The organism is Pseudomonas sp. Sample_20 (assembly GCF_004307585.1).
Taxonomy (GTDB): Bacteria; Pseudomonadota; Gammaproteobacteria; order Pseudomonadales; family Pseudomonadaceae; genus Aquipseudomonas; species Aquipseudomonas atacamensis.
This window is the reverse complement of the sequence record NZ_RCOA01000093.1, coordinates 1-25,810: the sequence shown is the minus strand read 5'-3', so window position 1 is coordinate 25,810 and position 25,810 is coordinate 1. Positions and strand designations below refer to the sequence as shown.

The 25,810-nt window shown below is 61.0% G+C and carries 20 protein-coding genes; 10 read left to right on the top strand and 10 right to left on the bottom strand.

What is annotated here, in order from left to right; translation table 11 throughout:
- Nucleotides 1–234: 234 nt before the first annotated feature.
- The gene (locus D8U70_RS19675) at nt 235–579 is read right to left on the bottom strand and encodes a YggL family protein (protein ID WP_071171591.1); all 345 of its coding nucleotides are present in this window, start codon (nt 577–579) and stop codon (nt 235–237) included.
- 233 nt (nt 580–812) lie between these two features.
- Here D8U70_RS19675 and dacB point away from each other — a divergent pair, with 233 nt between their 5' ends.
- Entirely contained in the window at nt 813–2,273 is a 1,461-nt protein-coding gene (gene dacB / locus D8U70_RS19670; RefSeq protein ID WP_076566917.1) for a D-alanyl-D-alanine carboxypeptidase/D-alanyl-D-alanine-endopeptidase, read from the top strand.
- A 145-nt stretch (nt 2,274–2,418) separates the two neighbouring features.
- On the opposite strand, the gene D8U70_RS19665 is transcribed toward dacB, so the two are convergent.
- On the bottom strand, nt 2,419–4,803 hold the full coding sequence (locus tag D8U70_RS19665) for a diguanylate cyclase (protein WP_130929558.1): 2,385 nt from the start codon (nt 4,801–4,803) through the stop codon (nt 2,419–2,421).
- Nucleotides 4,804–4,947: 144 nt separating this feature from the next.
- Nucleotides 4,948–7,218 carry a bifunctional 23S rRNA (guanine(2069)-N(7))-methyltransferase RlmK/23S rRNA (guanine(2445)-N(2))-methyltransferase RlmL gene (gene rlmKL / locus D8U70_RS19660; RefSeq protein WP_039763005.1) on the bottom strand — a complete coding sequence of 757 codons (2,271 nt, stop codon included), beginning with the start codon at nt 7,216–7,218 and terminating at the stop codon, nt 4,948–4,950.
- Nucleotides 7,219–7,748: 530 nt separating this feature from the next.
- Here rlmKL and D8U70_RS19655 point away from each other — a divergent pair.
- A complete protein-coding gene (locus tag D8U70_RS19655; protein WP_003223300.1) occupies nt 7,749–7,964 on the top strand; it encodes a ribosome modulation factor in 216 nt (71 codons plus the stop codon).
- Between the two features lie 299 nt (nt 7,965–8,263).
- Here the strand turns inward: D8U70_RS19655 and D8U70_RS19650 are convergent, their stop codons facing one another.
- On the bottom strand, nt 8,264–9,283 hold the full coding sequence (locus D8U70_RS19650) for a quinone-dependent dihydroorotate dehydrogenase (protein ID WP_073473978.1): 1,020 nt from the start codon (nt 9,281–9,283) through the stop codon (nt 8,264–8,266).
- Between the two features lie 218 nt (nt 9,284–9,501).
- On the opposite strand from D8U70_RS19650, the gene D8U70_RS19645 reads away from it, so the two are divergent.
- The 8 genes from D8U70_RS19645 to cobA all read left to right on the top strand — a co-directional run bounded on the left by D8U70_RS19645 (nt 9,502) and on the right by cobA (nt 21,304).
- Nucleotides 9,502–10,713, top strand: coding sequence for a CmpA/NrtA family ABC transporter substrate-binding protein (locus tag D8U70_RS19645; protein WP_071171587.1), 1,212 nt, complete (start codon nt 9,502–9,504; stop codon nt 10,711–10,713).
- A gap of 15 nt (nt 10,714–10,728) precedes the next feature.
- The gene (locus D8U70_RS19640) at nt 10,729–11,304 is read left to right on the top strand and encodes an ANTAR domain-containing protein (RefSeq protein WP_007916390.1); all 576 of its coding nucleotides are present in this window, start codon (nt 10,729–10,731) and stop codon (nt 11,302–11,304) included.
- Nucleotides 11,305–11,735: 431 nt separating this feature from the next.
- Nucleotides 11,736–12,947: a nitrate/nitrite transporter gene (locus D8U70_RS19635; protein WP_016773839.1), complete on the top strand. Its 1,212-nt coding sequence runs from the start codon at nt 11,736–11,738 to the stop codon at nt 12,945–12,947.
- A 7-nt stretch (nt 12,948–12,954) separates the two neighbouring features.
- Nucleotides 12,955–14,625 (top strand): bifunctional protein-serine/threonine kinase/phosphatase, encoded by a 1,671-nt coding sequence (locus D8U70_RS19630; protein WP_130929557.1) that lies wholly within the window; start codon nt 12,955–12,957, stop codon nt 14,623–14,625.
- A 416-nt stretch (nt 14,626–15,041) separates the two neighbouring features.
- Nucleotides 15,042–17,495 (top strand): nitrite reductase large subunit NirB, encoded by a 2,454-nt coding sequence (nirB, locus tag D8U70_RS19625; RefSeq protein WP_016773837.1) that lies wholly within the window; start codon nt 15,042–15,044, stop codon nt 17,493–17,495.
- Nucleotides 17,492–17,809, top strand: a complete 318-nt coding sequence (nirD, locus tag D8U70_RS19620; RefSeq protein ID WP_016773836.1) for a nitrite reductase small subunit NirD — start codon at nt 17,492–17,494, stop codon at nt 17,807–17,809. The genes nirB and nirD overlap by 4 nt, the downstream gene beginning before the upstream one ends.
- Nucleotides 17,809–20,520, top strand: a complete 2,712-nt coding sequence (locus tag D8U70_RS19615; protein ID WP_130929556.1) for a nitrate reductase — start codon at nt 17,809–17,811, stop codon at nt 20,518–20,520. The genes nirD and D8U70_RS19615 overlap by 1 nt, the downstream gene beginning before the upstream one ends.
- 13 nt (nt 20,521–20,533) lie before the next feature.
- Entirely contained in the window at nt 20,534–21,304 is a 771-nt protein-coding gene (gene cobA, locus D8U70_RS19610) for a uroporphyrinogen-III C-methyltransferase (RefSeq protein ID WP_130929555.1), read from the top strand.
- 69 nt (nt 21,305–21,373) lie between these two features.
- On the opposite strand, the gene D8U70_RS19605 is transcribed toward cobA, so the two are convergent.
- From D8U70_RS19605 to rraA, 6 genes are all read right to left on the bottom strand, one after another.
- Complete coding sequence (locus D8U70_RS19605; RefSeq protein ID WP_071171582.1) at nt 21,374–22,408, bottom strand: OmpA family protein; 1,035 nt, start codon at nt 22,406–22,408, stop codon at nt 21,374–21,376.
- Nucleotides 22,409–22,515: 107 nt separating this feature from the next.
- Nucleotides 22,516–23,106, bottom strand: a complete 591-nt coding sequence (gene sigX / locus D8U70_RS19600) for an RNA polymerase sigma factor SigX (RefSeq protein ID WP_016773832.1) — start codon at nt 23,104–23,106, stop codon at nt 22,516–22,518.
- A gap of 90 nt (nt 23,107–23,196) precedes the next feature.
- On the bottom strand, nt 23,197–24,021 hold the full coding sequence (locus D8U70_RS19595; protein ID WP_016773831.1) for a mechanosensitive ion channel domain-containing protein: 825 nt from the start codon (nt 24,019–24,021) through the stop codon (nt 23,197–23,199).
- A 2-nt stretch (nt 24,022–24,023) separates the two neighbouring features.
- The gene (locus tag D8U70_RS19590) at nt 24,024–24,272 is read right to left on the bottom strand and encodes a hypothetical protein (RefSeq protein WP_003223293.1); all 249 of its coding nucleotides are present in this window, start codon (nt 24,270–24,272) and stop codon (nt 24,024–24,026) included.
- 63 nt (nt 24,273–24,335) lie between these two features.
- On the bottom strand, nt 24,336–25,331 hold the full coding sequence (locus D8U70_RS19585; protein WP_130929554.1) for a zinc transporter ZntB: 996 nt from the start codon (nt 25,329–25,331) through the stop codon (nt 24,336–24,338).
- A gap of 21 nt (nt 25,332–25,352) precedes the next feature.
- Nucleotides 25,353–25,810 (bottom strand): ribonuclease E activity regulator RraA (gene rraA / locus D8U70_RS19580; protein WP_130929553.1); only part of this gene is annotated, 458 nt, incomplete at its 5' end.

Genomic DNA, 25,810 nt, shown 5'->3' with positions numbered 1-25,810 from the left:
AGCCCCTCACCCTAACACTCCCAAAGGGAGAGGGGACTGACCAAGGTGCTCGGAAGATATACGCCGACGAGGGATACCAAGTCGAACTCACATCCCGAAAAGCCCACAGATCGGCTCCCTCTCCCTCGGGAGAGGGCTGGGGTGAGGGGCGAGTCCACCATCAAATCCAAGCCGTATCACCTAAACACCAGGCGAAAAAAAAACGGCGACCCTCAGGTCGCCGTTTTTTCAGTATCACTTGGCCGCGTTGATCGGCTTTTCCGGATACCACACGTCCAGCAGCGGGCTGACTTCGTACTTGGTCAGCTCGGAGCGGTCTTTCAGCCAGGCTTCAACGGCAGCGCGCTGCTCTTCGTTGACCGAGCCACGCTTCTGCAGGCACACCAGACCGAAGTCGTCGCCGCCAACATAACCCAGACCGTTGGCTTCCATGGCTTCTTTGATGAATGCTTCGAGGAAAGCGTCAATGGCTTCTTCGGACAAGTCTTCTTTGAAGTCCAGGTTCAGTTCGAAACCCAGCTCTTGAAATTCATCAACGCACAGTTTTTTGCGCAGACGCTGGGAACGGTTAGTCGCCATTGGAACAATCCTCTTAAGTAATAACGGCCGGCACTTTACCAGTTTAAGCCGGCGATTGCCCGACTCTCTGGTCGCTGCGGCCGACCGCCTGTAAAAAAATAAGCGATTGGCCGGTCGCGACACGGCACAAGCTGTTACAGCTTGGGGCATAATGCCGACACTTTCATGACCACTGAGGGCCTTTTCATCCATGTCCTCGTCTTTTCCCCCTCTTTTGCAGGGTTTTATTGCATATGATCAAATCGTTGCGTCCACTGTTTCTCGCCGGCCTTCTTTTGCCTCTGGCCCTGCCTGTCTCCGCTGCCACTATCAACACTTCCCTCACCCCGAACGTCGAAAAAGCCCTCAAGGCCAGCAAGTTGCAGCCCACTGCGCTGTCGCTGGTGATGGTGCCGCTCGACGGTCCGGGCACGCCGACCGTGTTCAATGCCGACGTCTCGGTCAATCCGGCCTCGACGATGAAACTGGTCACCACTTACGCGGCGCTGGAAATGCTCGGCCCCAACCATCAGTGGAAAACCGAGTTCTACACCGATGGCACCCTGAGCGGCGGCATTCTCAACGGCAACCTTTACCTCAAGGGTGGCGGTGACCCGAAGCTGAACATGGAAAAACTCTGGCTGCTGATGCGCGACCTGCGCGCCAACGGCGTGACCCAGATCACCGGCGATCTGATCCTCGACCGCAACTTCTTCGTGCAGCCGCAATTGCCGGAATTCAACGATGACGGCAACGACGACAACAAGCCGTTCCTGGTCAAGCCCGACTCGCTGCTGGTCAACCTCAAGGCCCTGCGCTTTGTTGCGCGCAATGACGGTGGCCGCGTACTGATTTCGGTTGAGCCGCCGATTGCCAGCATTCGTATCGAAAACACCGTCAAGGCGCTGCCGTCCAAGCAATGCACCGGCGGCGTGCGCTATAACCCGGTGCCGCAGGCCGATGGCAGCGTGACCGTAACCGTCGGCGGCCAGTTGGGCGAAGGCTGCAGTTCGCAGACCTACCTGTCGTTGCTCGACCACGCGACCTACACCGCCGGCGCCGTGCGGGCGATCTGGAAGGAGCTGGGTGGCAGCATCCAGGGCAAGGATCGTCTGGCACCGACGCCGAGCGGCGCCAAACTGCTCGCCCGCGCGTACTCGCCGGATCTGGCCGAGATCATCCGCGACATCAACAAATACAGTAACAACACCATGGCCCAGCAGCTGTTCCTCAGTCTTGGCCAGCGTTTCCGCAACGATGCCGATGGTGACGACGCCCGGGCTGCGCAACGCGTGGTGCGGCAGTGGCTGGCGAAGAAAGGCATCACCGCGCCGCATCTGGTGATGGAGAATGGCTCTGGTCTGTCGCGGGCCGAGCGGGTCAGCGCGCGTGAGATGGCCAACATGCTGCAAGCCGCCTGGCACAGTCCGTACGCCGCCGAGTACATCAGCTCGCTGCCGATTGCCGGCACCGACGGCACCATGCGCAAACGCCTGAAAACCACGGCGATGCGCGGTGAGGCGCACGTCAAGACCGGCACCCTGAACACCGTGCGCGCGATCGCCGGTTTCAGCCGTGATGTGAATGGCAATACCTGGGCGGTGGTAGCGATCCTCAACGACAAAGCCCCGTTCGGCGCCTCGTCGGTGCTCGATCAGGTGCTGCTGGATCTGTACAAACAGCCGAAACTGCCGCAGACCGCTTCGGTGCTGTAACGCAATCCAAGCCACATCACAAAACCCTGTGGGAGCTGGCTTGCCAGCGATAGCGGACTGTCAGTCACCGAATATGCTGACTGGAATGACCCTATCGCTGGCAAGCCAGCTTCCACAGGTTTGTGGTGTATCGAGCATCAGCGGCTCAGCTCATCTCCCGCTCAACCCGATCCCGGCCATTCTGCTTCGCCGCGTAAACCCCTGAGTCAGCGCGCAGCAACAGCGCATCTGCGCCCTCCCCCGGGCGCCAGCTGGCGATGCCGAAACTCGCGGTGACCAAGCCGACCACGTCCACCGGCGCGCTGCGCAAACCTTCCCACAACTCCATCGCCAGCATGTAGGCGTGTTCACCGTCGATGTCCGGGCACAGCACCATGAACTCTTCACCGCCCAAACGGCAGAACACATCGGTGCGGCGCAGGCGATGGCCGATCCGCTCGCAGACTGCTTGCAGCACGCGGTCGCCGACGGCGTGGCCGAACTGATCGTTGATGCGTTTGAAGTGGTCGATGTCGAGCATGATCACCGACAACTCACCGCCACCACGCTCGACCCGGGCCATTTCGGTGGTCAGGCGTTCTTGGAAATAGCGGCGGTTGTGAATGCCGGTCAGCGAGTCGGTGATCGACAACGCGCGCAATTCTTCTTCCACGCGCTTGAGATCGGAGATATCCGAGATATAACCGTGCCACAGCACTCCGCCGCCCGGCAGCTCTTCCGGTGTCGCCTCGCCGCGCACCCAGCGCAGACCGCGCTCGGGCAGTTGCACGCGGTACTCTTCGCGCCACGGGCTGAGGTTTTCCGCCGATTCGCGGATCGAGCTGCGCACGCGAATCGCATCCTGCGGGTGGATACGACTGAAGATCGCCTCGGAGTCGAGCAGCAGCACATCCGGCTCCAGCTCGTAGATTTCGCGGATGCCATCGCTGGCGTAGATCACGCTGAAGCGTCCGTCGAATTCCATCTTGAATTGGTAGATGCCACCGGGAACATGGGCGCTGAGCTTCTTCAGCAATGTGTCGCGTGCTGCCAGCACCTCGTGCACGCGTTTGCGTTCGGTGATGTCGATGCAGATCGCCAGATGACCGACCCACAGGCCTTGCTCGTCAAGCACCGGGGTGGCGAGCATGTTCACCGGCAGGTGACTGCCATCGCTGCGCACCAGGGTCCATTCGCGTGCCTCGTGGCCGCCGACTTCGCCGCCCTCGACCAGCATCGCGTGGCAAGTCGGAATGTTTTTGCCGTAGCGCGCACTCAACTCGGCCGAACGCGCCGCCAGTTCCCGTGGCAAATGCAGGTTCTCCAGGGTCATGCGCCCAACGACTTCGGCGCTGCTGTAGCCGAGCATTTGCTCGGCACCGGGGTTGAAGGTGTTGATCACGCCGCGCAGGTCGGTGGCGATGATCGCGACCTGAGTGGCGGCATTCAGCACGCCGCGCAGTTGACCGTGGGTGCCGCGCAATTCCTGCTCGCGCTCGTGCAACTCCTGGGTGCGCACCTCGACCAGGCGCACCGCGCGCTGGCGCTGGCTGACCAGCACATAAAGCAAGGCGCTGAGCAATGCGCTGAGCAAGCCACCAAGAATGATCACGCTGCCCACCGACGAATGGTTGGCCTGCATGAACGCTTCGCTCGGCAGGATATCGACCTGATAGTCGTGATCGGCCATGCGCAGCAAGCGCGTCGCTGCCAAATCGCCGGGCACCGCCTCGTTGCTCGATTCGAACAGCGCTTCGTGCTGATCCTGGGTCGACAGGTCGAGAATGCGCACCGACAGATAATCGTGCAGGGCATCGGGCAAACCGTCGGCGAGCAACTGGCGCATGCTGATCACCGCCATCACATAGCCGAACGGCTGCGATTCTCCGGCGCGACTGACCGGCGCCAGTAGCAACACCCCACGCGCGTAGGACGGCTCAATCCCGACCAGGTGCATCGGTTGCGACACCGCCATGCTGCCGAGCTGGTCGGCGCGTTGCAGGGTTTCGCGGCGCAAGGGTTGGGCGAGCAAGTCATAACCCAGTGGTGGCGCCAATCGGCTTTGGGTCTGGGTGTACAGCACCGGCACATATGCGTCGCGCGCTGCCGCCAGTTGCAGCTCGCCATTGGCGTCGAGCTCGCGAATGGTGAAATTGCTCAGGCCCTCATCACGCACCTGCTGTTCGAACGCGGCCCGCTCGGCACCACTGACTTTCGGGGCGTAGGTATAGGCTTGGGTGCGCAGCAATAAAGGGCGTGAGTAGCCATCGAATTCGGCGCGGGACACCGATTCGGAGTTGGCGAAGAACCGGCGCAGACCATCGAGACGTTGCTCCTGGTCCTGAAAACGTTCGGCGATACGGCTGTAGCGTTCGTTGGCCAGCAGTTGGAAACGCTGACGCGATTGTTGCTGAAACTGGTTGAAGGTGCCCCACGCGAGCAGCCCAGTGAGAATCCCGCCGGCAAGCAACACCAGCAAAGCGACCAGCCAGGCTGAGACGTCTTCACTGATGAAACCGAGGATTTTCGGGCGCACGGGGTGCAACGGCATAAGCACGACTCACTCCGCCAGATTTGCGGGAAAACCCCATTGGCGGTGTGTGAGTTATAGCTATTAGCCACTAATTTAGCCAGCACCGCTGGATCCACCGAGCCGTTAAAAATCAACGCTCTGTGGATCCAACCAGTGAAAGCGTCAACGAGCCGTGATTTTCCAGGCGCGGTGGATCTTGGTATTGCGGGCGAAATCCGGATCAATGGTCTGCGCACTGATTTCCTCGACCGCATAACGCTCGGCGAGGTTTTCCTCCAACTGGAACTTGCGGAAGTTGTTGGAGAAATACAGCACGCCACCCGGTGCCAGCCGCGCCATCGCCAAGTCGATCAACTGCACCTGATCGCGCTGCACATCGAAGATGCCTTCCATGCGCTTGGAGTTGGAGAACGTCGGCGGGTCGATGAAGATCAGGTCGTACTCGTCGCGGCTGCTTTCCAGCCACGCCATCACATCGCCCTGCTCCAGACGGTTCTTGTCCGAGAAGCCGTTCAGCGACAGGTTGCGCCGCGCCCAGTCCAGATAGGTTTTCGACAGATCGACGCTGGTGGTGCTGCGCGCGCCGCCCTTGGCCGCGTGCACGCTGGCGGTCGCGGTGTAGCAGAACAGATTGAGGAAGCGTTTGCCGGCCGCCTCTTTCTGAATGCGCATGCGCATCGGCCGGTGATCGAGGAACAGGCCGGTGTCGAGGTAGTCGGTGAGGTTGACCAGCAACTTCACGCCACCTTCATTGACCTCGACGAACTTGCCCTGCGCCGCCTGACGCTCGTACTGCTTGGTGCCGCTCTGCCGCTCGCGGCGCTTGACCACCACGCGGTTCTTGTCGACGTTCAATGCCTGCGGAATGGCCGCCAGCGCATCGAACATGCGCGCCGAGGCTTTTTCCGGGTCGATGGATTTCGGCGCGGCGTATTCCTGAACGTGCACCCAGTCGTGGTACAGGTCGATGGCCATCGCGTATTCCGGCATGTCGGCATCATAGACGCGGTAGCAATCGATACCTTCGCGCTTGACCCACTTGCCCATCGCCTTGAGATTTTTCTGCAAGCGATTGGCAAACATCTGCCCGCCTTCACTCAGGCGCGGCTGTTCGATCACTGGCGCCGGGGCTGGCGTCGGCTTGATCGGGTTGCCGTTCTTGTTGAACTTGCGCTCTTGCGGCTCGTCCGGGGTCTGATCGTAAGCGGCTTGCTCGCGCTCGGCCTGGCGCTGTTCCGGAGTGCGGCGTTCGCCAGTGACGAACTGATCCGGCAGAACCTTGATCAGCAGCAGTTTGCACGGCAGCGCGCCGTTCCAGAACGAATACTGTTTGTGGCTGCGGATACCCATGCGCTTGCCCAGATCCGGGGCGCCGGTGAACACCGCCGCTTCCCAGTTCAGGCAGGCCTGACGCAGACGCTCGCCGAGGTTCTGATAGAGATACAGCAGGCTGGCTTCGTCACCGAGACGCTCGCCGTACGGCGGGTTGCAGATGACCAGGCCTTTCTGGTTCTGATCCGGGCGCGGCTCGAAGGTCGCCACTTCGCCCTGATAGATCTTGATCCACTCGCTGAGGCCGGCACGTTCAACGTTGTTGCGGCCTGGCTGAATCAGTCGTGGATCGGCTTCGTAACCGCGAATCCACAGCGGCGGTTTGGCCAGACCGGCGGCGGCACGCTCGACGGCTTCTTCGTGGAGTTTTTTCCACAGTGCCGGCACGTGACCGAGCCACGCGGTAAAGCCCCACTGCTCGCGACGCAGGTTCGGCGCCATGTCGGCGGCGATCATCGCCGCTTCAACGAGGAACGTACCGACACCGCACATCGGGTCAGCCAGCGCGCCGCCTTCGGCAGCAATACGCGGCCAGCCGGAACGAATGAGGATTGCCGCCGCGAGGTTTTCCTTCAGCGGCGCCGCGCCCTGCTGCAAGCGATAGCCACGCTGGTGCAGGCTGTGGCCGGACAGGTCGAGGGACAGAATCGCTTCGCCGCGATCCAGACGCAGGTGAATGCGCAGGTCCGGGTTGAGTTTGTCGATGGATGGACGATCGCCCTGCGGCGTGCGCAGTTTGTCGACGATGGCGTCTTTGACTTTCAGCGCGCCGAAGTGGGTGTTGTCGATGCCCGAACCGTGGCCGCTGAATTCGACGGCCAGGGTGCCGTCGCTGAGCATGTGATCCTGCCAGTCGATGTCGAGCACGCCGTGGTAGAGGTCTTCGGCGTCCTTCATCGGGAAACGCTTGAGCACCAGCAACACGCGGTTGGCCAGACGCGACCAGAGGCACAGGCGATAGGCGGTTTCCATGGTCGCCATGCCACGCACGGCGGAGGTGTGCTCGCGCGCTTCTTCAAGGCCAAGCCCGACGGCTTCCTCGATGAGCAGGCCTTCAAGGCCTTTGGGGCAAGTGAGGAAGAGTTCGAAACGATCGGACATGGTAATTCCAGAGCCTTTGGCTAGTGGGCCGGCAACGCATTGCCGACCCGGTTTTCAATCAGGCGCTTTTCTGAAAGAGCGCCCGCGTGGCACGAAGGTGTGCCGTTCCATCCCCGCTGCTCGGGTTAAAAGAGCTTAGATGCCGGGACAGATAAAAAAGTTGGTGCAACAAAAAGACTGAAAGCGACCCTTCGTCGAATATTACCCAAGCGCAAACGTGGGTCATTCTCACTAAAGGATTAACCCCCTGAGTCAGCGGGGCGCCGATCATACCGGGGTTTGCGCAATGAACGTTGAATAAATACGCGGTTACTTATCGCCATAGCATCCTTTACGTTACGTGCTTATGACAAAACGATCATTCCCTCTGTGTGACTCATTGGTTAGAACTGAGCACAGGTTGACGTCGCAACGGCGTCAACACCTTGGCTCGCCACGCCGGCAGCGAGCCGCACGATGGCAGGTTTTTTCTGCCAGACCTCAATTGAGGTCAACGCGACACTACAGTCAACAAGTGAGGGAAACACCCTATGAGAAGACTTAAGCGTGATCCGTTGGAAAGAGCATTTTTGCGCGGATATCAATATGGCGTTGGTGGCAAATCCCGTGAGCTTTGCCCATTTACTCTACCGTCGGTACGTCAAGCCTGGATCAACGGCTGGCGAGAAGGACGCGGCGACAACTGGGACGGTATGACCGGCACTGCGGGAATCCACAGACTCAACGAACTTCACGCCGTCGGCTGACACAGGGCATTTATTCCGACACGACAATCTGAATTTGCAATGAACTAACCACGCACGTCCTTCCCGGACGGCGGGCTACGGCCCAGGGGCTCCTTCGAGGAGCCCTTTTTAATGCCTGCAAAAAGGGTTAACCGGGAGCCACGTGGCGAGGGGATTTATCCCCGCTCGGCTGCGCAGCAGTCGCGAAATCGGAATTTCAATTTAACTGGCATATCAATGTGCAAGGTTTGGGGCTGCTGGGCAGCCCAGCGGGGATAAATCCCCTCGCCACAAAGGCTCCGACAAGTCCTCGGCAATCCTCAGCGCAACGCGGCGATGGCGTCTACCGATTCACGAATCAGCGCCGGGCCTTTGTAGATGAAGCCCGAATAGATCTGCACCAGGCTCGCGCCAGCGGTAATTTTCTCCGCCGCGTGTTTGCCCTCGGTAATCCCGCCCGCAGCAATGATCGGCAAACGCCCGGCCAATTCGCTCGCCAGCACTTTCACGGTATGGGTGCTCTTCTCACGCACCGGCGCACCCGACAGCCCGCCCGCCTCGTCGCCATGCTCCATGCCGTCGACGCCGATACGGCTCAAAGTCGTATTGGTGGCGATCACCGCGTCCATGCCGGTTTCGATCAATGCCTGGGCAACCTGCGCAGTCTCTTCGTCGGTCATGTCCGGCGCGATCTTGATCGCCAGCGGCACATGCTTGCCGTGACGCAGGGCCAGTTCGGCACGACGGGTGGCCAGATCAGCGAGCAATTGCTTGAGCGAGTCACCGAACTGCAGGCTGCGCAGGCCCGGGGTGTTTGGCGAGCTGACGTTGACGGTGACGTAGCTGGCGTGGGCGTAAACCTTGTCCAGGCAGATCAGGTAATCGTCGACCGCACGCTCGACCGGAGTGTCGAAGTTCTTGCCGATGTTGATGCCCAGCACGCCTTGGTATTTTGCCGCAGCGACCCGCGCCAGCAGGTTGTCCACACCGAGGTTGTTGAAACCCATGCGGTTGATGATCGCCTCGGCTTCCGGCAGGCGGAAGATTCGTGGTTTCGGGTTACCCGGCTGCGGACGCGGGGTCACGGTGCCGATTTCGACAAAACCGAAACCCAGTTGCGCAAAGCCATCGATGGCCGCGCCGTTCTTGTCCAGACCTGCCGCCAGCCCTACCGGGTTCGGAAACTCCAGCCCCATGACGGTCACCGGCATTTTCGCCGGCGCCTTGCACAGCAAGCCGTTGAGGCCCAAACGTCCACCCGCGCCGATCAGATCCAGCGACAGATCGTGGGAGGTTTCCGGGGAAAGTTTGAACAACAGCTGACGGGCCAGGGTGTACATGGGCGGCAATGACTCGGGCGGCGAAAAGAGGCGGCGATTATAGCCGGGCATCGTCCCCCGGCGCGAGGCGCCTGCGCGAATCAGGCGACTGGCATATGCCTTGCACCACCCCGCTCATCAGTCTGCCGACCAATGACGGCGCGCAGGCCAGGACAATGGCGTCGTCCCCGGGTTTTGCTTGCGCAGAATCCGGGACGACGTTTTTTTTGAGGTAGCGTATGAACGAAACGTCCTTGGGGCCTCTGGCCTGGGTCAATGGCAGCGATGCGCCGGAAAAGAGCGCGATCGATCTAGGCTTCATGGCGCTGAGCGACTGCGCCTCGGTGGTGGTCGCCGCCACTCAGGGCTTCGCCCAGCCCTACGGCCTGACCCTGAACCTCAAGCGTCAGGCGTCATGGGCCAACTTGCGCGACAAACTGGTCAGCGGCGAACTGGATGCCGCGCACAGTCTGTACGGGCTGATTTATGCGGTGCACCTGGGCATCGGCGGCGTCGCCCCCACCGACATGGCAGTGCTGATGGGCCTGAACCAGAATGGCCAGAGCCTGAACCTGTCCCATGGTTTGCAACAGGCTGGCGTGAACAGTCCTGAAGCGCTCGATCGGCATGTGCACCAAAGCCGCGCAAAACTGACCTTCGCCCAGACCTTCCCCACCGGCACCCATGCGATGTGGCTTTATTACTGGCTGGCGAGCCAGGGCATTCATCCGTTGCAGGACGTCGACAGCGTGGTGGTGCCGCCGCCGCAAATGGTTGCGCACCTGCAAGCCGGGCGCATCGACGGTTTTTGCGTCGGCGAACCGTGGGCGGCCAGCGCCGTGCAGCAGAATCTCGGTTTCACCCTGGCGACCAGCCAGAGCATCTGGCCCGACCACCCGGAAAAAGTCCTCGGCTGCACCCGCGAATTCGTCGAGCAATATCCCAACACCGCGCGGGCGCTGGTCATGGCCATCCTTGAGGCCAGCCGCTTCATCGAAGAGAGCCCGGAAAACCGCCGCAGCACCGCGCAATTGCTCAGCGCCACCGAATACCTCGACACCCCCGCCGCGTGCATCGAGCCGCGTTTCATGGGGGATTACGCCGACGGCCTCGGCAATCGCTGGCAGGATCCGCATGCGCTGCGTTTTCATGGCGATGGCGAGGTCAATCTGCCCTACCTTTCCGACGGCATGTGGTTCATGACCCAGTTCCGTCGCTGGGGTCTGTTGCGCGAGGATCCGGATTATCTGGCCGTCGCCCGTCAGGTTCAGCGCCTGGATTTGTACCGCGAGGCAGCGAGCGCTGTCGGTATTGCGGCTTCGCACGCAGACCTGCGCAGCAGCCAGTTGCTCGACGGCAAGGTCTGGGACGGCAGCGATCCGGCGGGCTATGCGCGCAGTTTCAAACTGCATGCCCTGAGCGACGCCGCCCCGCTTCTCGCCCAGCGCTGACAGGAGACCGCGAACATGTTGCGCATTCTGCTGATCAACGACACCGCGAAAAAAGTCGGACGCCTGAAAGCGGCGCTGACCGAGGCCGGCTTCGAGGTGATCGACGAGTCCGGCCTGACCATCGACCTGCCGGCGCGCGTCGAAACGGTGCGCCCGGACGTGATCCTGATCGATACCGAGTCACCGAGCCGTGATGTCATGGAGCAAGTGGTGCTGGTCAGCCGCGACCAGCCCCGGCCGATCGTGATGTTCACCGACGAACATGACCCGGGGGTGATGCGTCAGGCGATCAAGTCCGGGGTCAGTGCCTACATCGTCGAAGGCATTCACGCACAACGGTTGCAGCCGATTCTCGACGTGGCGATGGCGCGCTTCGAGAGTGACCAGGCCCTGCGCGCGCAATTGCAGGCCCGTGACCAGCAACTGGCCGAGCGCAAGCGCATTGAACTGGCCAAGGGTTTGCTGATGAAGATGAAGGACTGCAACGAGGAAGAGGCCTATACGCTGATGCGCCGCCAGGCCATGAGCCGCCAGCAGAAGCTGATTCAGGTGGCGGAGCAGATCATTGCCATGAGCGAGTTGCTGGGCTGAAGTTTTCGCTGCAAATCAAGAGCCCCTCACCCTAGCCCTCTCCCGGAGGGAGAGGGGACCGACCGCGTTGTCTGGCGCTGTCCGCCGACCTGAACGACCGAGTCGATTATGGATTCACTCGAAATCGTTCAGATCGGCAAATGATTCGGCCATCCCCCGCTCGGTTCCCTCTCCCTCTGGGAGAGGGCTAGGGTGAGGGGCTTTTGCTTTTCAGCTGTTGGCACAAATCTCGCTAAGTAAAACGCACAGGTAACCAACGGCGGTTGCCCCACCTACGACAAAGACGTCGCTCACCCCGTTCGCCCCTCGGCGAATCAGGTAGCGGCGTTTTTGCGTTTTGGCCCCATAGAGCGGGGCCGGTGGTGCGGCCGTGAGGCGCTCCACCTGCTGTGCATGACTCCTTTCGAGAATCTTTTCAGCCGAGGTGCGCGATGAATTCAAGCTTCTGGAAATCCGGCCATACCCCGACCCTGTTCGCGGCCTTCCTGTATTTCGACCTGAGCTTCATGGTCTGGTACCTGCTCGGCCCGCTGGCGGTGCAGATTGCCGCCGACCTGCACCTGACCACCCAGCAACGCGGCCTCGTCGTCGCCACGCCGATTCTCGCCGGCGCGGTGTTGCGCTTCGCCATGGGCATGCTCGCTGATCGCTTGTCGCCGAAGACCGCCGGACTGATCGGCCAGGTCATCGTCATCTGCGCGCTGTTCGGCGCCTGGAAACTCGGCATCCACAGTTATGAACAGGCGCTGATCCTCGGACTGTTCCTCGGCATGGCCGGCGCGTCGTTCGCCGTGGCGCTGCCGCTGGCCTCGCAGTGGTACCCGCCAGAGCACCAAGGCAAAGCCATGGGCATCGCCGGCGCGGGCAACTCCGGCACCGTGTTCGCCGCGCTGCTGGCGCCAGTGATTGCCGCCGCGTTCGGCTGGAGCAATGTTTTCGGTTTCGCCCTGATCCCGCTGGTTTTGACCTTGGTGCTGTTCGCCCTGTTGGCAAAAAACGCCCCGCAGCGGCCAAAACCCAAAGCCATGGCCGACTACTTCAAGGCCCTCGGTGATCGCGACAGCTGGTGGTTCATGTTTTTCTACAGCGTCACCTTCGGCGGCTTCATCGGCCTGGCCAGCGCCCTGCCCGGTTACTTCAACGATCAATACGGTCTGAGCCCGGTGACCGCCGGCTATTACACCGCTGCCTGCGTGTTCGGCGGTAGCCTGATGCGGCCATTGGGTGGCGCGCTGGCCGATCGCTTCGGCGGCATCCGCACTTTGCTGGCGATGTACACCGTCGCAGCCATCTGCATCGCAGCGGTGGGCTTCAATCTGCCAAGTTCCTACGCGGCGCTGGCGCTTTTCGTCTGCACCATGCTCGGCTTGGGTGCTGGCAACGGTGCGGTTTTCCAATTGGTGCCGCAGCGTTTTCGTCTGGAGATCGGCGTGATGACCGGGTTGATCGGCATGGCCGGCGGTATCGGCGGCTTCGCCCTCGCCGCCGGTATGGGCGCGATCAAGCAAAGCACCGGCAGTTATCAACTGGCGCTGTGGTTGTTCGCCAGCCTGGGTGTGTTGGCTTGGTTTGGCCTGCACGGCGTCAAGCGTCGCTGGAGAACCACCTGGGGCTCGGCGGCGGTGACAGCGGCGCGGGTCTGAGGCCTCAATGGCCCTGCAACTGAGCTTCGCCGAAGCCAGCGCCACCGGCCCGCGCGCGGAGAATCAGGACGCCCTGCGTTCGGTGACACCGGCGCCGGCACTGGCGGTGAGCAAGGGTTATCTGTTCGCCATCGCCGACGGCGTCAGCCAGTGCGCCGATGGCGGCCTCGCCGCGCGTTCGACCTTGCAGGCGCTGGCGCAGGACTACTACGCGACGCCGGAAACCTGGAGCGTGGCCCAAGCGCTGGATCGCCTGCTGCTCGCGCAAAATCGCTGGTTGCAGGCCAACGGCGGCGGGCAACCGCTGCTGACCACGGTCAGCGCGCTGGTGATGCGCGGTCGGCGCTTCACCCTCGCCCACGTCGGCGATTGCCGGGTCTATCGCTGGCACGCCGAGCGCTTGCAGCGCATCAGCGAGGATCACGTCTGGGAGCAACCGGGCATGCAGCACGTGCTCAAACGTGCGCTCGGGCTCGATCAGCATCTGGTCCTGGATTTCCTCGACGGCGAACTGCGTGAGGGCGAAAGCTTCGTGCTGCTCAGCGACGGCGTCTGGTCGACCCTGGGCGATACCGCGATCGCCGCGATTCTGCGTGATCAAGCGGATCTGCACAGCGCAGCGCAAACCCTGGTCAACGCCGCGCATCTGGCAGGCAGTCAGGACAACGCCAGTGCCCTGCTGGTGCGCGTCGATGCGCTGGGCGAAGCGAGTATCGGCGATGCGCTGGTGCAATTGCAGCAATGGCCACTGCCGCCAACGCTGAAACCCGGGCAAGCGTTTGAAGGCTGGCAGGTGCAAGGCATTACCGGCCAAAGCCAGCAATCATTGCTGTATCGCGTGCTCGATAGCCAGGGCCAGCCTTGGCTGTTGAAGACCTTGCCGACGCGGCTCGCCGACGATCCGCAAGCCGGGCAGGCGCTGCTGTCGGAAGAATGGTTTCTCAAGCGCGTGGCCGGCCGGCATTTTCCGCAAATCCATGCCTGCACTCAGCGTCAGCATTTGTACTACGTGATGCGCGAATACGCCGGGACGACGCTGGCCGAAATGTTTCAACTCAACGGCCCGTTGCCACTGGCGCAGTGGCAGGACATCGCCGAGCGGCTATTGCGCGCGGTCGGGCTGCTGCATCGACGGCAGATTCTGCACCGCGACATCAAACCGGAAAACCTGTTGCTGGGGGATGATGGCGAGCTGCGCCTGCTGGATTTCGGCCTGGCTTATTGCCCGGGACTGTCCGAGGACGCGCCGTCGACCCTGCCGGGAACGCCTGGTTTCATCGCCCCGGAAGCTTTTCGCGGCGAACCACCGAGTGCGCAGCAGGATTTGTACTCAGTCGGCGTCACTCTCTATTACCTGCTCACCGGGCATTTCCCCTATGGCGAGATCGAAGCGTTTCAGCGGCCCCGATTCGGCGTGCCGGTGAGTGCCAGTCGCTATCGCCCGGACTTGCCGGAATGGCTGGCGCAAAGTCTGGAACGCGGCGTCGCCGCCGATCCGCAGCAACGCTTCGAAACCGCTGAAGAGTGGCTGCTGGTGCTGGAACAGGGTGAGCGGCAAAGTTTGAGTATGCGGCCCCGGCCTTTACTCGAGCGAGAGCCGTTGAAGGTCTGGCGGACCATGGCGTTGGTGGCGTTGCTGGGGAATTTAGTGCTGCTGGTTTTGTTGTTTCACAGTTGAACCGCGCCGCGCCATTCGCGAGCAAGCTCGCTCCCACAGGGGATTTGTGAACACCACAGCCCCCTGTGGGAGCGAGCTTGCTCGCGAAGGCATCAGCCCAATCACCACAACTCTATGTGCCTGAACGCTCCACGAACGGGCAACCCGCTTCGATTCGGTGCAAAAAATCAACGCTATAACCGCGCCTAACGAATAAAACCGCGCTTCGCGTAGTTGGCACAACCACTGCATTACCCTTTTCACCATACATAAAGCCCAACCTTCAACGACGAAGGCTGCGCTTCCCGAGAGAACGGGACCAGGACAAAGGCGTCCTCGCTAGGCAACTAGCGGGACGCCTTTTTTTGTTTGCGCAAAATTTGTCGAGCAAGGCCCGACGGCCCACCAGAGGCCAGCCGCAGCTCCCGGAGAACCTGATGAAAAAACTCAAACTGGTGATGATCGGCAATGGCATGGCCGGGGTGCGTACCCTGGAAGAACTGCTCAAGCTGAGCGACGAGCTCTACGACATCACCGTCTTCGGCGCCGAACCGCATACCAACTACAACCGCATCCTGCTGTCGCCGGTGCTGGCCGGCGAGCAGACTTTCGAAGAGATCGTCCTCAACGACCTCGACTGGTATCTGGAAAACAACATCAAGTTGCTGCTCAACCGCAAAGTGGTGGAGATCGACCGGGTCAAACGCCGAGTGATTGCCGAGGACGGCACCGAAGCCGAGTACGACCGCCTGCTGATCGCCACCGGCTCGACCCCGTTCATCCTGCCAATCCCCGGCAACACTTTGCAGGGTGTGATCGGTTATCGCGACATCGCCGACACCCAAGCCATGATCGACACCGCCAGGACCCACAAACACGCCGTGGTCATCGGTGGCGGCCTGCTCGGCCTCGAAGCGGCCAACGGCCTGATGCTGCGCGGCATGCACGTCACCGTGGTGCACCTCGGCGAATGGCTGCTGGAGCGGCAACTGGACAAGACCAGCGGCCAGCTTCTGCAATCGGCGCTGGAATCCCGTGGCCTGCACTTTCGCCTGTGCGAACAGACCCAAGCCCTGCACGATGCCGGCAATGGCCGGGTCGGCTCGGTGCAGTTCAAGAACGGCGACATCATTCCTGCCGATCTGGTGGTGATGGCCGCCGGCATCCGCCCCAACACCGAACTGGCAGAAAAGGCCGGCATTCCGTGCAATCGCGGGATTCTGGTCAACGACACCCTGCAAACCTACGACCCGCGCATCTACGCAATCGGCGAATGCGCCAGTCATCGCGGCATCGCCTACGGCCTCGTTGCGCCGCTGTTCGAACAAGCCAAGGTCTGCGCCAATCACCTCGCGCAACTGGGTTTCGCTCGCTATCAGGGCTCGGTGACTTCGACGAAATTGAAAGTCACCGGCATCGACCTGTTCTCCGCCGGCGATTTCATGGGCGGCGAAGGCACCGAGACCATCACCCTCTCCGACCCGATCGGCGGCGTGTACAAAAAACTGGTGATCAAGGATGACGTGCTGGTCGGCGCCTGTCTGTACGGCGATACGGCAGATGGCGGTTGGTATTTCCGGCAGATTCGTGAGAATCACGCCATCGGCGAGATCCGCGATCACCTCATGTTCGGCGAAAACGCTTTAGGCGACGTAGGACATCAGGGCCAGGACAAAGCCATGGTCATGGCCGACAGCGCCGAAGTCTGCGGCTGCAACGGTGTGTGCAAGGGCACCATCGTCAAGGCGATTCAGGAACACGGCCTGTTCAGCGTCGATGAAGTCAAGAAACACACCAAGGCTGCCAGCTCCTGCGGTTCCTGCGCCGGCCTTGTTGAACAGATCCTGATCAATACGGTGGGTGGCGCGGCCGACGTCAAACCGAAAAGCGAAAAAGCCATCTGCGGTTGCAGCGACCTCAACCACGGGCAGATTCGTCAGGCGATCCGCCAGGAACACCTGCTGACCATCGCCGAGACCATGAGTTACCTGAACTGGCGCACGCCCAATGGCTGCGCGACCTGTCGCCCGGCGCTCAACTACTACCTGATTTCCACCTGGCCGGGCGAAGCCAAGGACGACCCGCAGTCGCGTCTGATCAACGAACGCGCCCACGCCAACATCCAGAAGGACGGCACCTATTCGGTGGTGCCGCGCATGTGGGGCGGCGTGACCAATCCGTCGGAACTGCGGCGGATCGCCGATGTGGCCGACAAGTACAACGTGCCGATGGTCAAGGTCACCGGCGGTCAGCGCATCGACTTGCTGGGGATCAAGAAACAGGATCTGCCCGGCGTCTGGAAAGACCTCGACATGCCGTCCGGCCACGCCTACGGCAAATCCATCCGCACCGTGAAAACCTGCGTCGGCAGCGAGTTCTGCCGCTTCGGCACGCAGAACTCGACGCAACTGGGCATCGAACTCGAGCACGACCTGTTCAACATGTGGTCGCCGCACAAAGTGAAGCTGGCCGTGTCCGGCTGCCCACGCAACTGCTCGGAAGCGGGCATCAAGGACGTAGGAATTATCGGCGTCGACTCCGGCTGGGAGATGTACATCGGTGGCAATGGCGGGATCAAGACCGAAGTTGCCGAGTTCTTCGTCAAGCTCAAGACCGCCGAAGAAGTCCGTGAATACAACGGCGCGTTCCTGCAGCTGTATCGCGAAGAAGCCTTCTACCTCGAGCGCACCGTGCACTACCTGCAACGGGTCGGCATGGAGCACATCAAGAAGAACGTGCTCGAAGACGCCGAGCGGCGCAAGGCCCTGAACGAGCGCCTGCAATTCTCCCTGTCGTTCGAACAGGACCCGTGGAAGGAGCGCCTGGCGCAGCCGCAACTGAAGAAAGAATTCGACGTGATCCCCGTGAAAAACCTGGAGGTGCCGGCATGAACTGGCTCGATATCTGTGCGCTGGAAGAGATCAACGCCCTCGGTTCGCGGATCATTGCCGGGCCGAAAGGAGACATCGCGATTTTTCGTACAAGCGACGACGAGGTTTTCGCCCTCGATGACCGCTGCCCGCACAAGGGCGGCCCGCTGTCGCAAGGCCTGATCTACGGCAAGCGCGTGGCCTGCCCGCTGCACAACTGGCAGATCGACCTGGAAACCGGCGAAGCTCAGGCGCCAGACATCGGCTGTGCCCATCACCATCCGGCGCGGGTCGAGAATGGCCGGGTGCAACTGGCCCTGCGGGACGCCATCTGATGAACCGCCAGACGACCGCCTCGACCTGCTGTTACTGCGGGGTCGGCTGCGGCGTACTGATCGAGCATGACGGCGAGCGCATCCTCGGCGTCAGCGGCGATCCGGCGCACCCGGCCAACTTCGGCAAACTGTGCAGCAAAGGCTCGACGCTGCACCTGACCGGCGACCTCGCCGCCCGCGCCTTGTACCCGGAATTGCGTCTGGGCAAAGGCCTGGCGCGCAGCCGTACTGACTGGGATACCGCCCTCGACCACGCGACCAACGTGTTTGCCGAAACCATCGCCGAACACGGCCCGGACAGCGTGGCGTTCTACATCTCCGGGCAGTTGCTCACCGAGGACTACTACGCCTTCAACAAACTGGCGCGGGCGCTGGTCGGCACCAACAACATCGACAGCAATTCGCGGCTGTGCATGTCCTCGGCGGTGGTCGGCTACAAACGCAGCCTCGGCGCCGACGCACCGCCGTGCAGCTACGAGGATCTGGAGCTGAGCGACTGCGTGATGATCGTCGGCAGTAACATGGCCTACGCCCATCCGGTACTTTTCCGTCGACTTGAAGAAGCCAAATCCCGTCGCCCGCAGATGAAAGTCATCGTGATCGACCCGCGTCGCACGGACACCTGCGATTTGGCTGACCTGCATCTGGCGATTCTTCCGGGCACAGATGTCGCGTTGTTCCATGGGATTTTGCATCTGCTGCTGTGGGAAGACTGGATCGATCGCGATTTCATCAAGGCGCACACCGAAGGCCTCGCCGAACTCAAAACGCTGGTCCGCGATTACACCCCGCAAATGGTTTCGCAACTGTGCGGCATCAGCATCGAGCAACTGCAGCAATGCGCAGAATGGGTCGGCACGGCGCCGAGCTTCCTGTCGCTGTGGTGCATGGGCCTGAATCAGTCCACCGCCGGCAGCGCAAAGAACAGCGCGCTGATCAATCTGCACTTGGCCACCGGGCAAATCGGCCGGCCCGGTGCAGGACCTTTCTCCCTGACCGGTCAGCCAAATGCGATGGGCGGGCGGGAAACCGGCAGTTTGTCCAATCTGCTGCCCGGTCACCGCGATGCCGCCAACCCGGAGCATCGCGCCGAGGTGGCGGCGTATTGGGGCGTGGAGAGCTTGCCCGAGGCGCCGGGCCTTAGCGCCATAGAACTGTTCGAAAACCTGCGCAGCGGCAAAATCAAAGCACTGTGGATTGCCTGTACCAATCCGGCGCAATCGATGCCTGATCAAAGCGCAGTCCGCGCTGCGCTTGAGGCCTGCCCGTTTGTGGTGTTGCAGGAAGCCTTTCGCACCACCGAAACCGCTGCGTTTGCCGACCTGCTGTTACCCGCCGCCAGTTGGGGCGAGAAAGAAGGTTCGGTGACCAACTCCGAGCGGCGCATTTCCCACGTGCGCAAAGCGGTTGTCGCACCGGGCGAAGCGCGGCCGGACTGGGCAATCACGGTGGATTTCGCACAGCGTCTGGAGAAACGTCTGCGCCCCAGGCAGCCAAGTCTGTTCGCTTTCGATCAACCTTCGCAGTTGTTTGATGAATTCAAAGCGCTGACCCGTGGGCGAGACCTGGATCTGTCCGGGATCAGTCATGCCTTGATCGACGAGATCGGTCCGCAGCAATGGCCCTTCCCTGCCGGCGCCCGGCAAGGCACGCCACGCTTGTACGGCGACGGCATTTTCCCTACAGCCAATGGCCGCGCGCAGTTCATTGCCGATCCGTACCGCGCCGCCAAGGAACAACGCGACGCGCGCTTCCCGCTGACTTTGATCACCGGCCGCCTGCGTGACCAGTGGCACGGCATGAGCCGCACCGGCACCGCCGCGCAATTGTTCGGCCACGTCAGCGAAGCCGTGCTGAGCCTGCACCCGGACGAAATGCGCCGGCACCGCTTGCAGCCCGGCGATCTGGTCAATCTGAAAAGCCGCCGTGGCGCGGTGATTGTTGCGGTCGGCAGCGACGACAGCGTGCGTCCGGGCCAGGCGTTTCTGCCGATGCACTGGGGCGATCGCTATCTCAAGGGCGGCGTCAACACGCTGACCTTGCCGGCTTTTGATCCACTGTCCAAACAACCGGAGCTCAAGCACAGCGGCGTGCGTCTAGAGGCAGTCAACCTGCCGTGGCAACTGTTCGCTTTGATCGAGGGTGATGTTCAGCGGCATTTCGAGACGCTACGACCGCTGTGTGAGGCGTTTTCCTACGTCAGCCTCAGCCTTGTCGGTCGTGAGCGGCCAGCGTTGCTGATACGCGCTGCACACGGCCAGGCGCCGGATCCACAGCTGCTGGGCGAGATCGACCAATGCCTGTCCTTGCTGGATGGCCCGGTTCTGGCCTATGACGATCCGCGTCGCGCCATTGGCAAGCGGGTGCGCATCGAGAACGGCCGTATCACTGCGATTCGCCTGGCCGGCGAAACCCTTGCGCAACACTGGCTGCAAAGCCTTTGGCTGGAGGGCCGCGCCGACCAACAACTGCGGCGCTGGCTGCTCGCGCCGATGAGCGCGCCGCCGGGCGCTGTCGGCGCCATTGCGACCGACAAGACCTTGTGCAATTGCGAAAACGTCAGCCTCAACGCAGTCTGCGCCGGCATTCGCCAGGGCCTGGATCTGCAAGGCCTGAAAAACAATCTCCGATGCGGTACGCAATGCGGTTCCTGCGTGCCGGAAATCAAGCGTCTGCTGGCTGCCGAAGCGCGGCCGGTCGCGGTCATTTAAAGAGGACAACACCATGAATGCGAAAGTCTGGCTGGTGGGCGCAGGCCCTGGCGATCCGGAGTTGCTGACGCTCAAAGCGGTGCGCGCATTGCGCGAGGCCGATGTGGTGATGATCGATGATCTGGTCAACGACGCGGTGCTGGAGCACTGCCCGGCTGCGCGGGTGATCCCGGTGGGCAAACGCGGCGGCTGCCGTTCGACCCCGCAGGCGTTTATCCATCGGCTGATGCTGCGTTATGCGCGCCAGGGCAAATGCGTGGTGCGCCTGAAGGGCGGCGATCCGTGTATTTTCGGGCGCGGTGGCGAAGAAGCGCAGTGGTTGCGCGAGCGCGGGGTTGCAGTGGAACTGGTCAATGGCATCACCGCCGGTCTGGCCGGGGCGACGCAATGCGATATTCCGCTGACGTTGCGTGGCGTGGCACGCGGAGTAACGTTGGTGACTGCGCACACCCAGGATGACAGCCAGTTGAACTGGCAGGCGCTGGCGCAAGGCGGGACGACGCTGGTGGTTTACATGGGCGTGGCCAAGCTGGGCGAGATTCGTGATCAGCTGTTGGCCGGAGGAATGGCGGCGCATACGCCAGTGGCGATGATCGAAAACGCCTCTTTGGCGCATCAGCGTGAATGTCGCAGTGATTTGACTGCGATGGCTGAGGATGCCTTGGCGTTTGAATTGAAGAGCCCGGCGATTCTGGTGATTGGCGCGGTGGCGGCCGCTGCTCAAGAGCAAAAGATCGCAGCCTTCGGCAGCTCCGGGACGGCGTACAACGCGCAGGCGCTTTAAGCGGCGAAGCCAAATCGCAGACAAAGAAAAGCCCGGCCTGAGCCGGGCTTTTCCATCAGCGGCAGCTAATTACTTAGCTTGAGCTTCAACCTGCGCTTCTACGCGACGGTTTACAGCGCGGCCAGCGTCAGTTTTGTTGTCAGCAACTGGGCGGGATTCGCCGTAGCCAACAGACTGAACGCGGGACGATTCAACACCGTACTGGTTGGTCAGAACTTGCTTAACGGCGTTTGCACGACGCTCGGACAGTTTCTGGTTGTAAGCGTCAGGACCGACGGAGTCAGTGTGACCTTCAACAGTAGTGGTGGTGGATGGGTACTGCTTCATGAAGTCAGCCAGGTTCTTGATGTCGCCGTAGCTGTTTGGCTTGACTACCGACTTGTCGAAGTCGAATTTCACGTCCAGCTCAACACGAACAACTTCAGCAACTGCTGGGCAGCCATCAGCGTCAACGGTTACGTTGGCTGGGGTGTCCGGGCACTTGTCAACGTTGTCGCAAACGCCATCGTTGTCGCTGTCGGAGCAGACTTCAGCAGGTGCTGGAACTGGAGCAGCAGCTGGCTTGGAGCCGCCACCGAAGTTCACACCGATACCGACGCTAGGAGCCCACTCGGTGTCGCCCTGGTCGATGTTGTACTGAGCTTCAACGCCGGCACGGGCGTAGAAGTTCTCGGTGAAGTACAGCTTGGCACCGCCGCCAACGTTGGCGAAGGTGGAACGGTTACGACCGTTCGAACCGTTCTGGTCGATGCTCTGGTCAGAGAAACCGGCCGAAACGTATGGACGAATCATGTCGCCTGGGTTGTTGAAGTGGTACAGAGCGTCCAGAGCGGTGTTAGCGCCTTTGACGTTCTTGCCATCGTCGGCACGTACGTTGTGCACTTCGTCGTAGCCCAGACGCAGTTCAACGTCGTCGGTCAGGAAGTAACCGATCGAACCGCCGAACAGGTTGCCGTTGTTCTTGAAGTTACGAGCGCTGTCGAATTGTTCTTTCTTAGCGAAGCCTTCGATTTCAACTGCGCCTTGGCCTTGTGCCAGAGCGCCGATCGAAGTGGCGGCAATCAGAGAACCAATGGCCAAGCCCAAGGTGTTTTTCAGTTTCATCCGTTAAATCCCCATCTGGTGATTGTGAAGCAGTCCCGCAAACCGGGGGACAACTCGGCGGCAAGTCTATCAGAACTTGCCTACACGTAAGAGATATTTGCGCTGAACTAAGTTTCAGCAATGCCTGCAAATTTCTCACGCAATTTATCTAGAGCGCGTTTGTAACGCATTTTTGTCGCACTCAAACCCATATGCATGATGTCTGCGATCTCCTGAAACTCCAGCTCTGCGACAAATCGTAGCACCAGAATTTCGCGGTCAATCGGATTCACATACACCAGCCAGCGATCAAGCCCACCCTTCTCCTCCGGCTTCGGCGCCTTTTCTTCAGACGCTTCTTCAAGAGGGTCCAGACTGAGAGCGTCCATCAAGCGACGCTTACGCCGTTCCTTCCGATACTGCGTGATGCATTCGTTGTAAGTGATGCTGTAAAGCCAGGTTTTGAACTTCGATTTCCCCTCGAAGTTCTTCAGGCCGTACAGCACCTTCAGCATCACTTCCTGACAGACATCGTCTGCGTCGCGATCGTTCCCAAGATATCTCGCGCAGACGTTAAATAATGTTCGCTGGTAACGCCGCATCAACTCTTCGTAGGCGCGCGTTACGTGAAACAGCTCGGTATGCGAGCGCGCGACCAACTCCTCATCAGAGAGCTCGCGGGGGTCGTAGCGCGTGGATAGCGGTTGGGCTTTATTCAAAACAAGTCGTGCCGACAGTCAGGTCAATGTCCGCCACAACCAGCCTCGGCTGGCATTTTGCGGCGGCATACATTAGCAGGGTTTGCCGGTTTAGCGGCTACTCACATGCTGTTCCAGCAGGATCCGATTGGAGAGAGAGACTAGCTCACCCTCATCGGTCAGCAATGTGGTTTTAACCGTGCCGATCTCTTCGATCTGGCCTTCGACCTCGCCAACACGCACTTGTTGCCCAACCTCGTACAGCTCACGCACATAGATTCCCGCAAGAATCTGACCGGCGATTTCCCGGCTTCCCAAACCCATGGCCAGCGCAACTGCCAGACCAACGGTAATCAATACGATGACAATCACATGGTTCAGCAGGTCGGTCTTGACCTCGAGCTGGCTGATCGCAACCGAAATGCTGATGATGATCACCAGCCCCTGCGCGATCCGTCCCAACCCCGAAGCGTAGTCCAGGCCTACGCCTTCTGCTGCGCCGCGCACCAGCCCGTTGGCCAGTTGCGCGAGCAGCACACCGACCAGCAACACCAGCGCGGCGCCGAATACTTTCGGCAGATACAACGCCAGCATGTCCAGCGTAGCTGAAACTCGTTCAAGGCCAAGGGATTCTGCCGCAGATACCAGAAAAATCAGCAGAACGAACCAGTAGACGATTTTACCGATCAGCGTCGAGATCGGCACCTGCAGCCCGGCGCGCGACATCAACTTGGTCAACCCGGTGCCGCCCATCAGGCGATCAAGGCCGAGTTTGGCGAGCAATTTGGAGAGCAAGGTGTCGAGCAGCTTGGCCACGACGAAACCCAGCAGCAGCACAACCAGTGCGCCGAACAGGTTCGGAATGAAATTAGCGACTTTGGTCCACAACGCAGTCATTGCAGTGACGAGGCTCTGAGTCCAGAGATCAAGTTCCATATTCAATCAGCCTTATCAGCAGTGCGAGCAGTGGTTTTACGAAGACGGGAAACCGGCGAGACATGCGCCGAGCCATTGTTCAGGGCAATCATCAGCGCGGGCAGCCAGCGGCCCAGCAGGCTGAACAGATCACCGGCGCCGACCTGGCGGTTGGCGGTTTTGAGTACGCGGCCAAGGCACGCATCGTCGTCGCGGCTGGACGGCGAAGCGTTGAGCATGTCGCGCAAAGACTGTTCAAACGGATCGTGCATACGCACCTCTCGTGATGTCTGTGAAAGACGCGGGCAGATTTACTCGGGTCACATGCGCCATGTTCACACCCAGCGCAATCGACGGAACAACCACCACTGGCCGCATGCCAGGGCGAGCACCGTCAGACAGGCGATCAGGAAGCCATACGGGCTTTCGGCGAACGGAATACCGCCGACATTTATCCCGAGCAGACCGGTGATGAAACTCATCGGCAAAAAGATGCAGGTAATGATGCCGAAGCGATACATGGTGCGGTTCATGTGCACGCTCAAACGCCGGTCTTCGGCCTCCAGCACAAGCCCCACGCGCTCTCGGGTCAATTCCAGCTCTTCCAGATAACGGGTCAGGCTGTTGTTCAATTCGTTCCAGTAGTCGGCGTCGTCTTCGACGAACCACGGCAGTTTGATCCGCGTCAGCTGTCCGAAAATATCCCGCTGTGGGGCGAGAAAACGCTTCAGCCCAGCGGCTCTGCGGCGGATGTGCAAAATGGCCCCATGCTCGGGGGTATACCGTTCGTCGGCGTCGAGTTTTTCTTCCTCTTCATCCACCACTTCCGACAGGCATGTGACCAGATCCTGCACTTTATTGGTGAGGAACTGCGCCAGATACAGCATCAATTCCGAGGAAGTTCTCGGCCCTTTGCCCTCACCCAGCAGCGCCAGCAACTCATCCGTAGCGCGCAACGGACGCAAGCGCAGGGAAATCACTCGCTGAGCGGCGGCGAAAATCCGCACCGAGACCATGTCTTCCGGCTCGGCGCCGGGATTGAGATTGACACCGCGCAGAAACAGCAACAGCTCGGAGTCGGGCAATGGCAACAGACGCGGGCGGGTATTCTCTTCCAGCAACAGATCGCAGGTGAATTCATTGAGCCCGCTGGATTTGCGCAGCCAGGTACGGGTCTGCGGATGGCTGCGATCCCAGTGCAACCAAAGGCTTTCATGGGCCTGCAGCTGCAAATCGTCGAGCTCAGTCCGGGCTATCGAACGCGCACCACCCTTGCCATCCAGCACCAGGGCATGCACCAGCCCCCATTGCGCGTTTTCTTCCTCGAACATCCGCATCCCTTGTCGAAAACCTTATTCAGGCATTTTCAGCGGAGTCGGCGAAACGATCACGCCGTTGTTGTCCGCATAAATGTACTGGCCCGGGTGGAACGTCACGCCGGCGAAAGTCACCGGGACGTTGAGGTCGCCAATGCCGCGCTTGTCGGTTTTCATCGGATGGCTGGCCAGCGCCTGCACGCCGAGATCGGTCTGCGCAATGACGTCGACGTCACGGATGCAACCGTAGATCACCAGCCCTTCCCAGCCGTTCTGCGCGGCCTTGGCGGCGATCATGTCGCCCAGCAGGGCGCGGCGCAGCGAACCGCCGCCATCGACCACCAGCACTTTGCCTTTGCCGTTGAGTTCGGCCTGCTCCTTGACCAGCGAATTGTCTTCGAAGCACTTGATGGTCACGATTTCGCCGCCGAAGGAATCCCGGCCGCCGAAATTGCTGAACATCGGTTCCAGCACCTGCACCAGCTCCGGGTAGG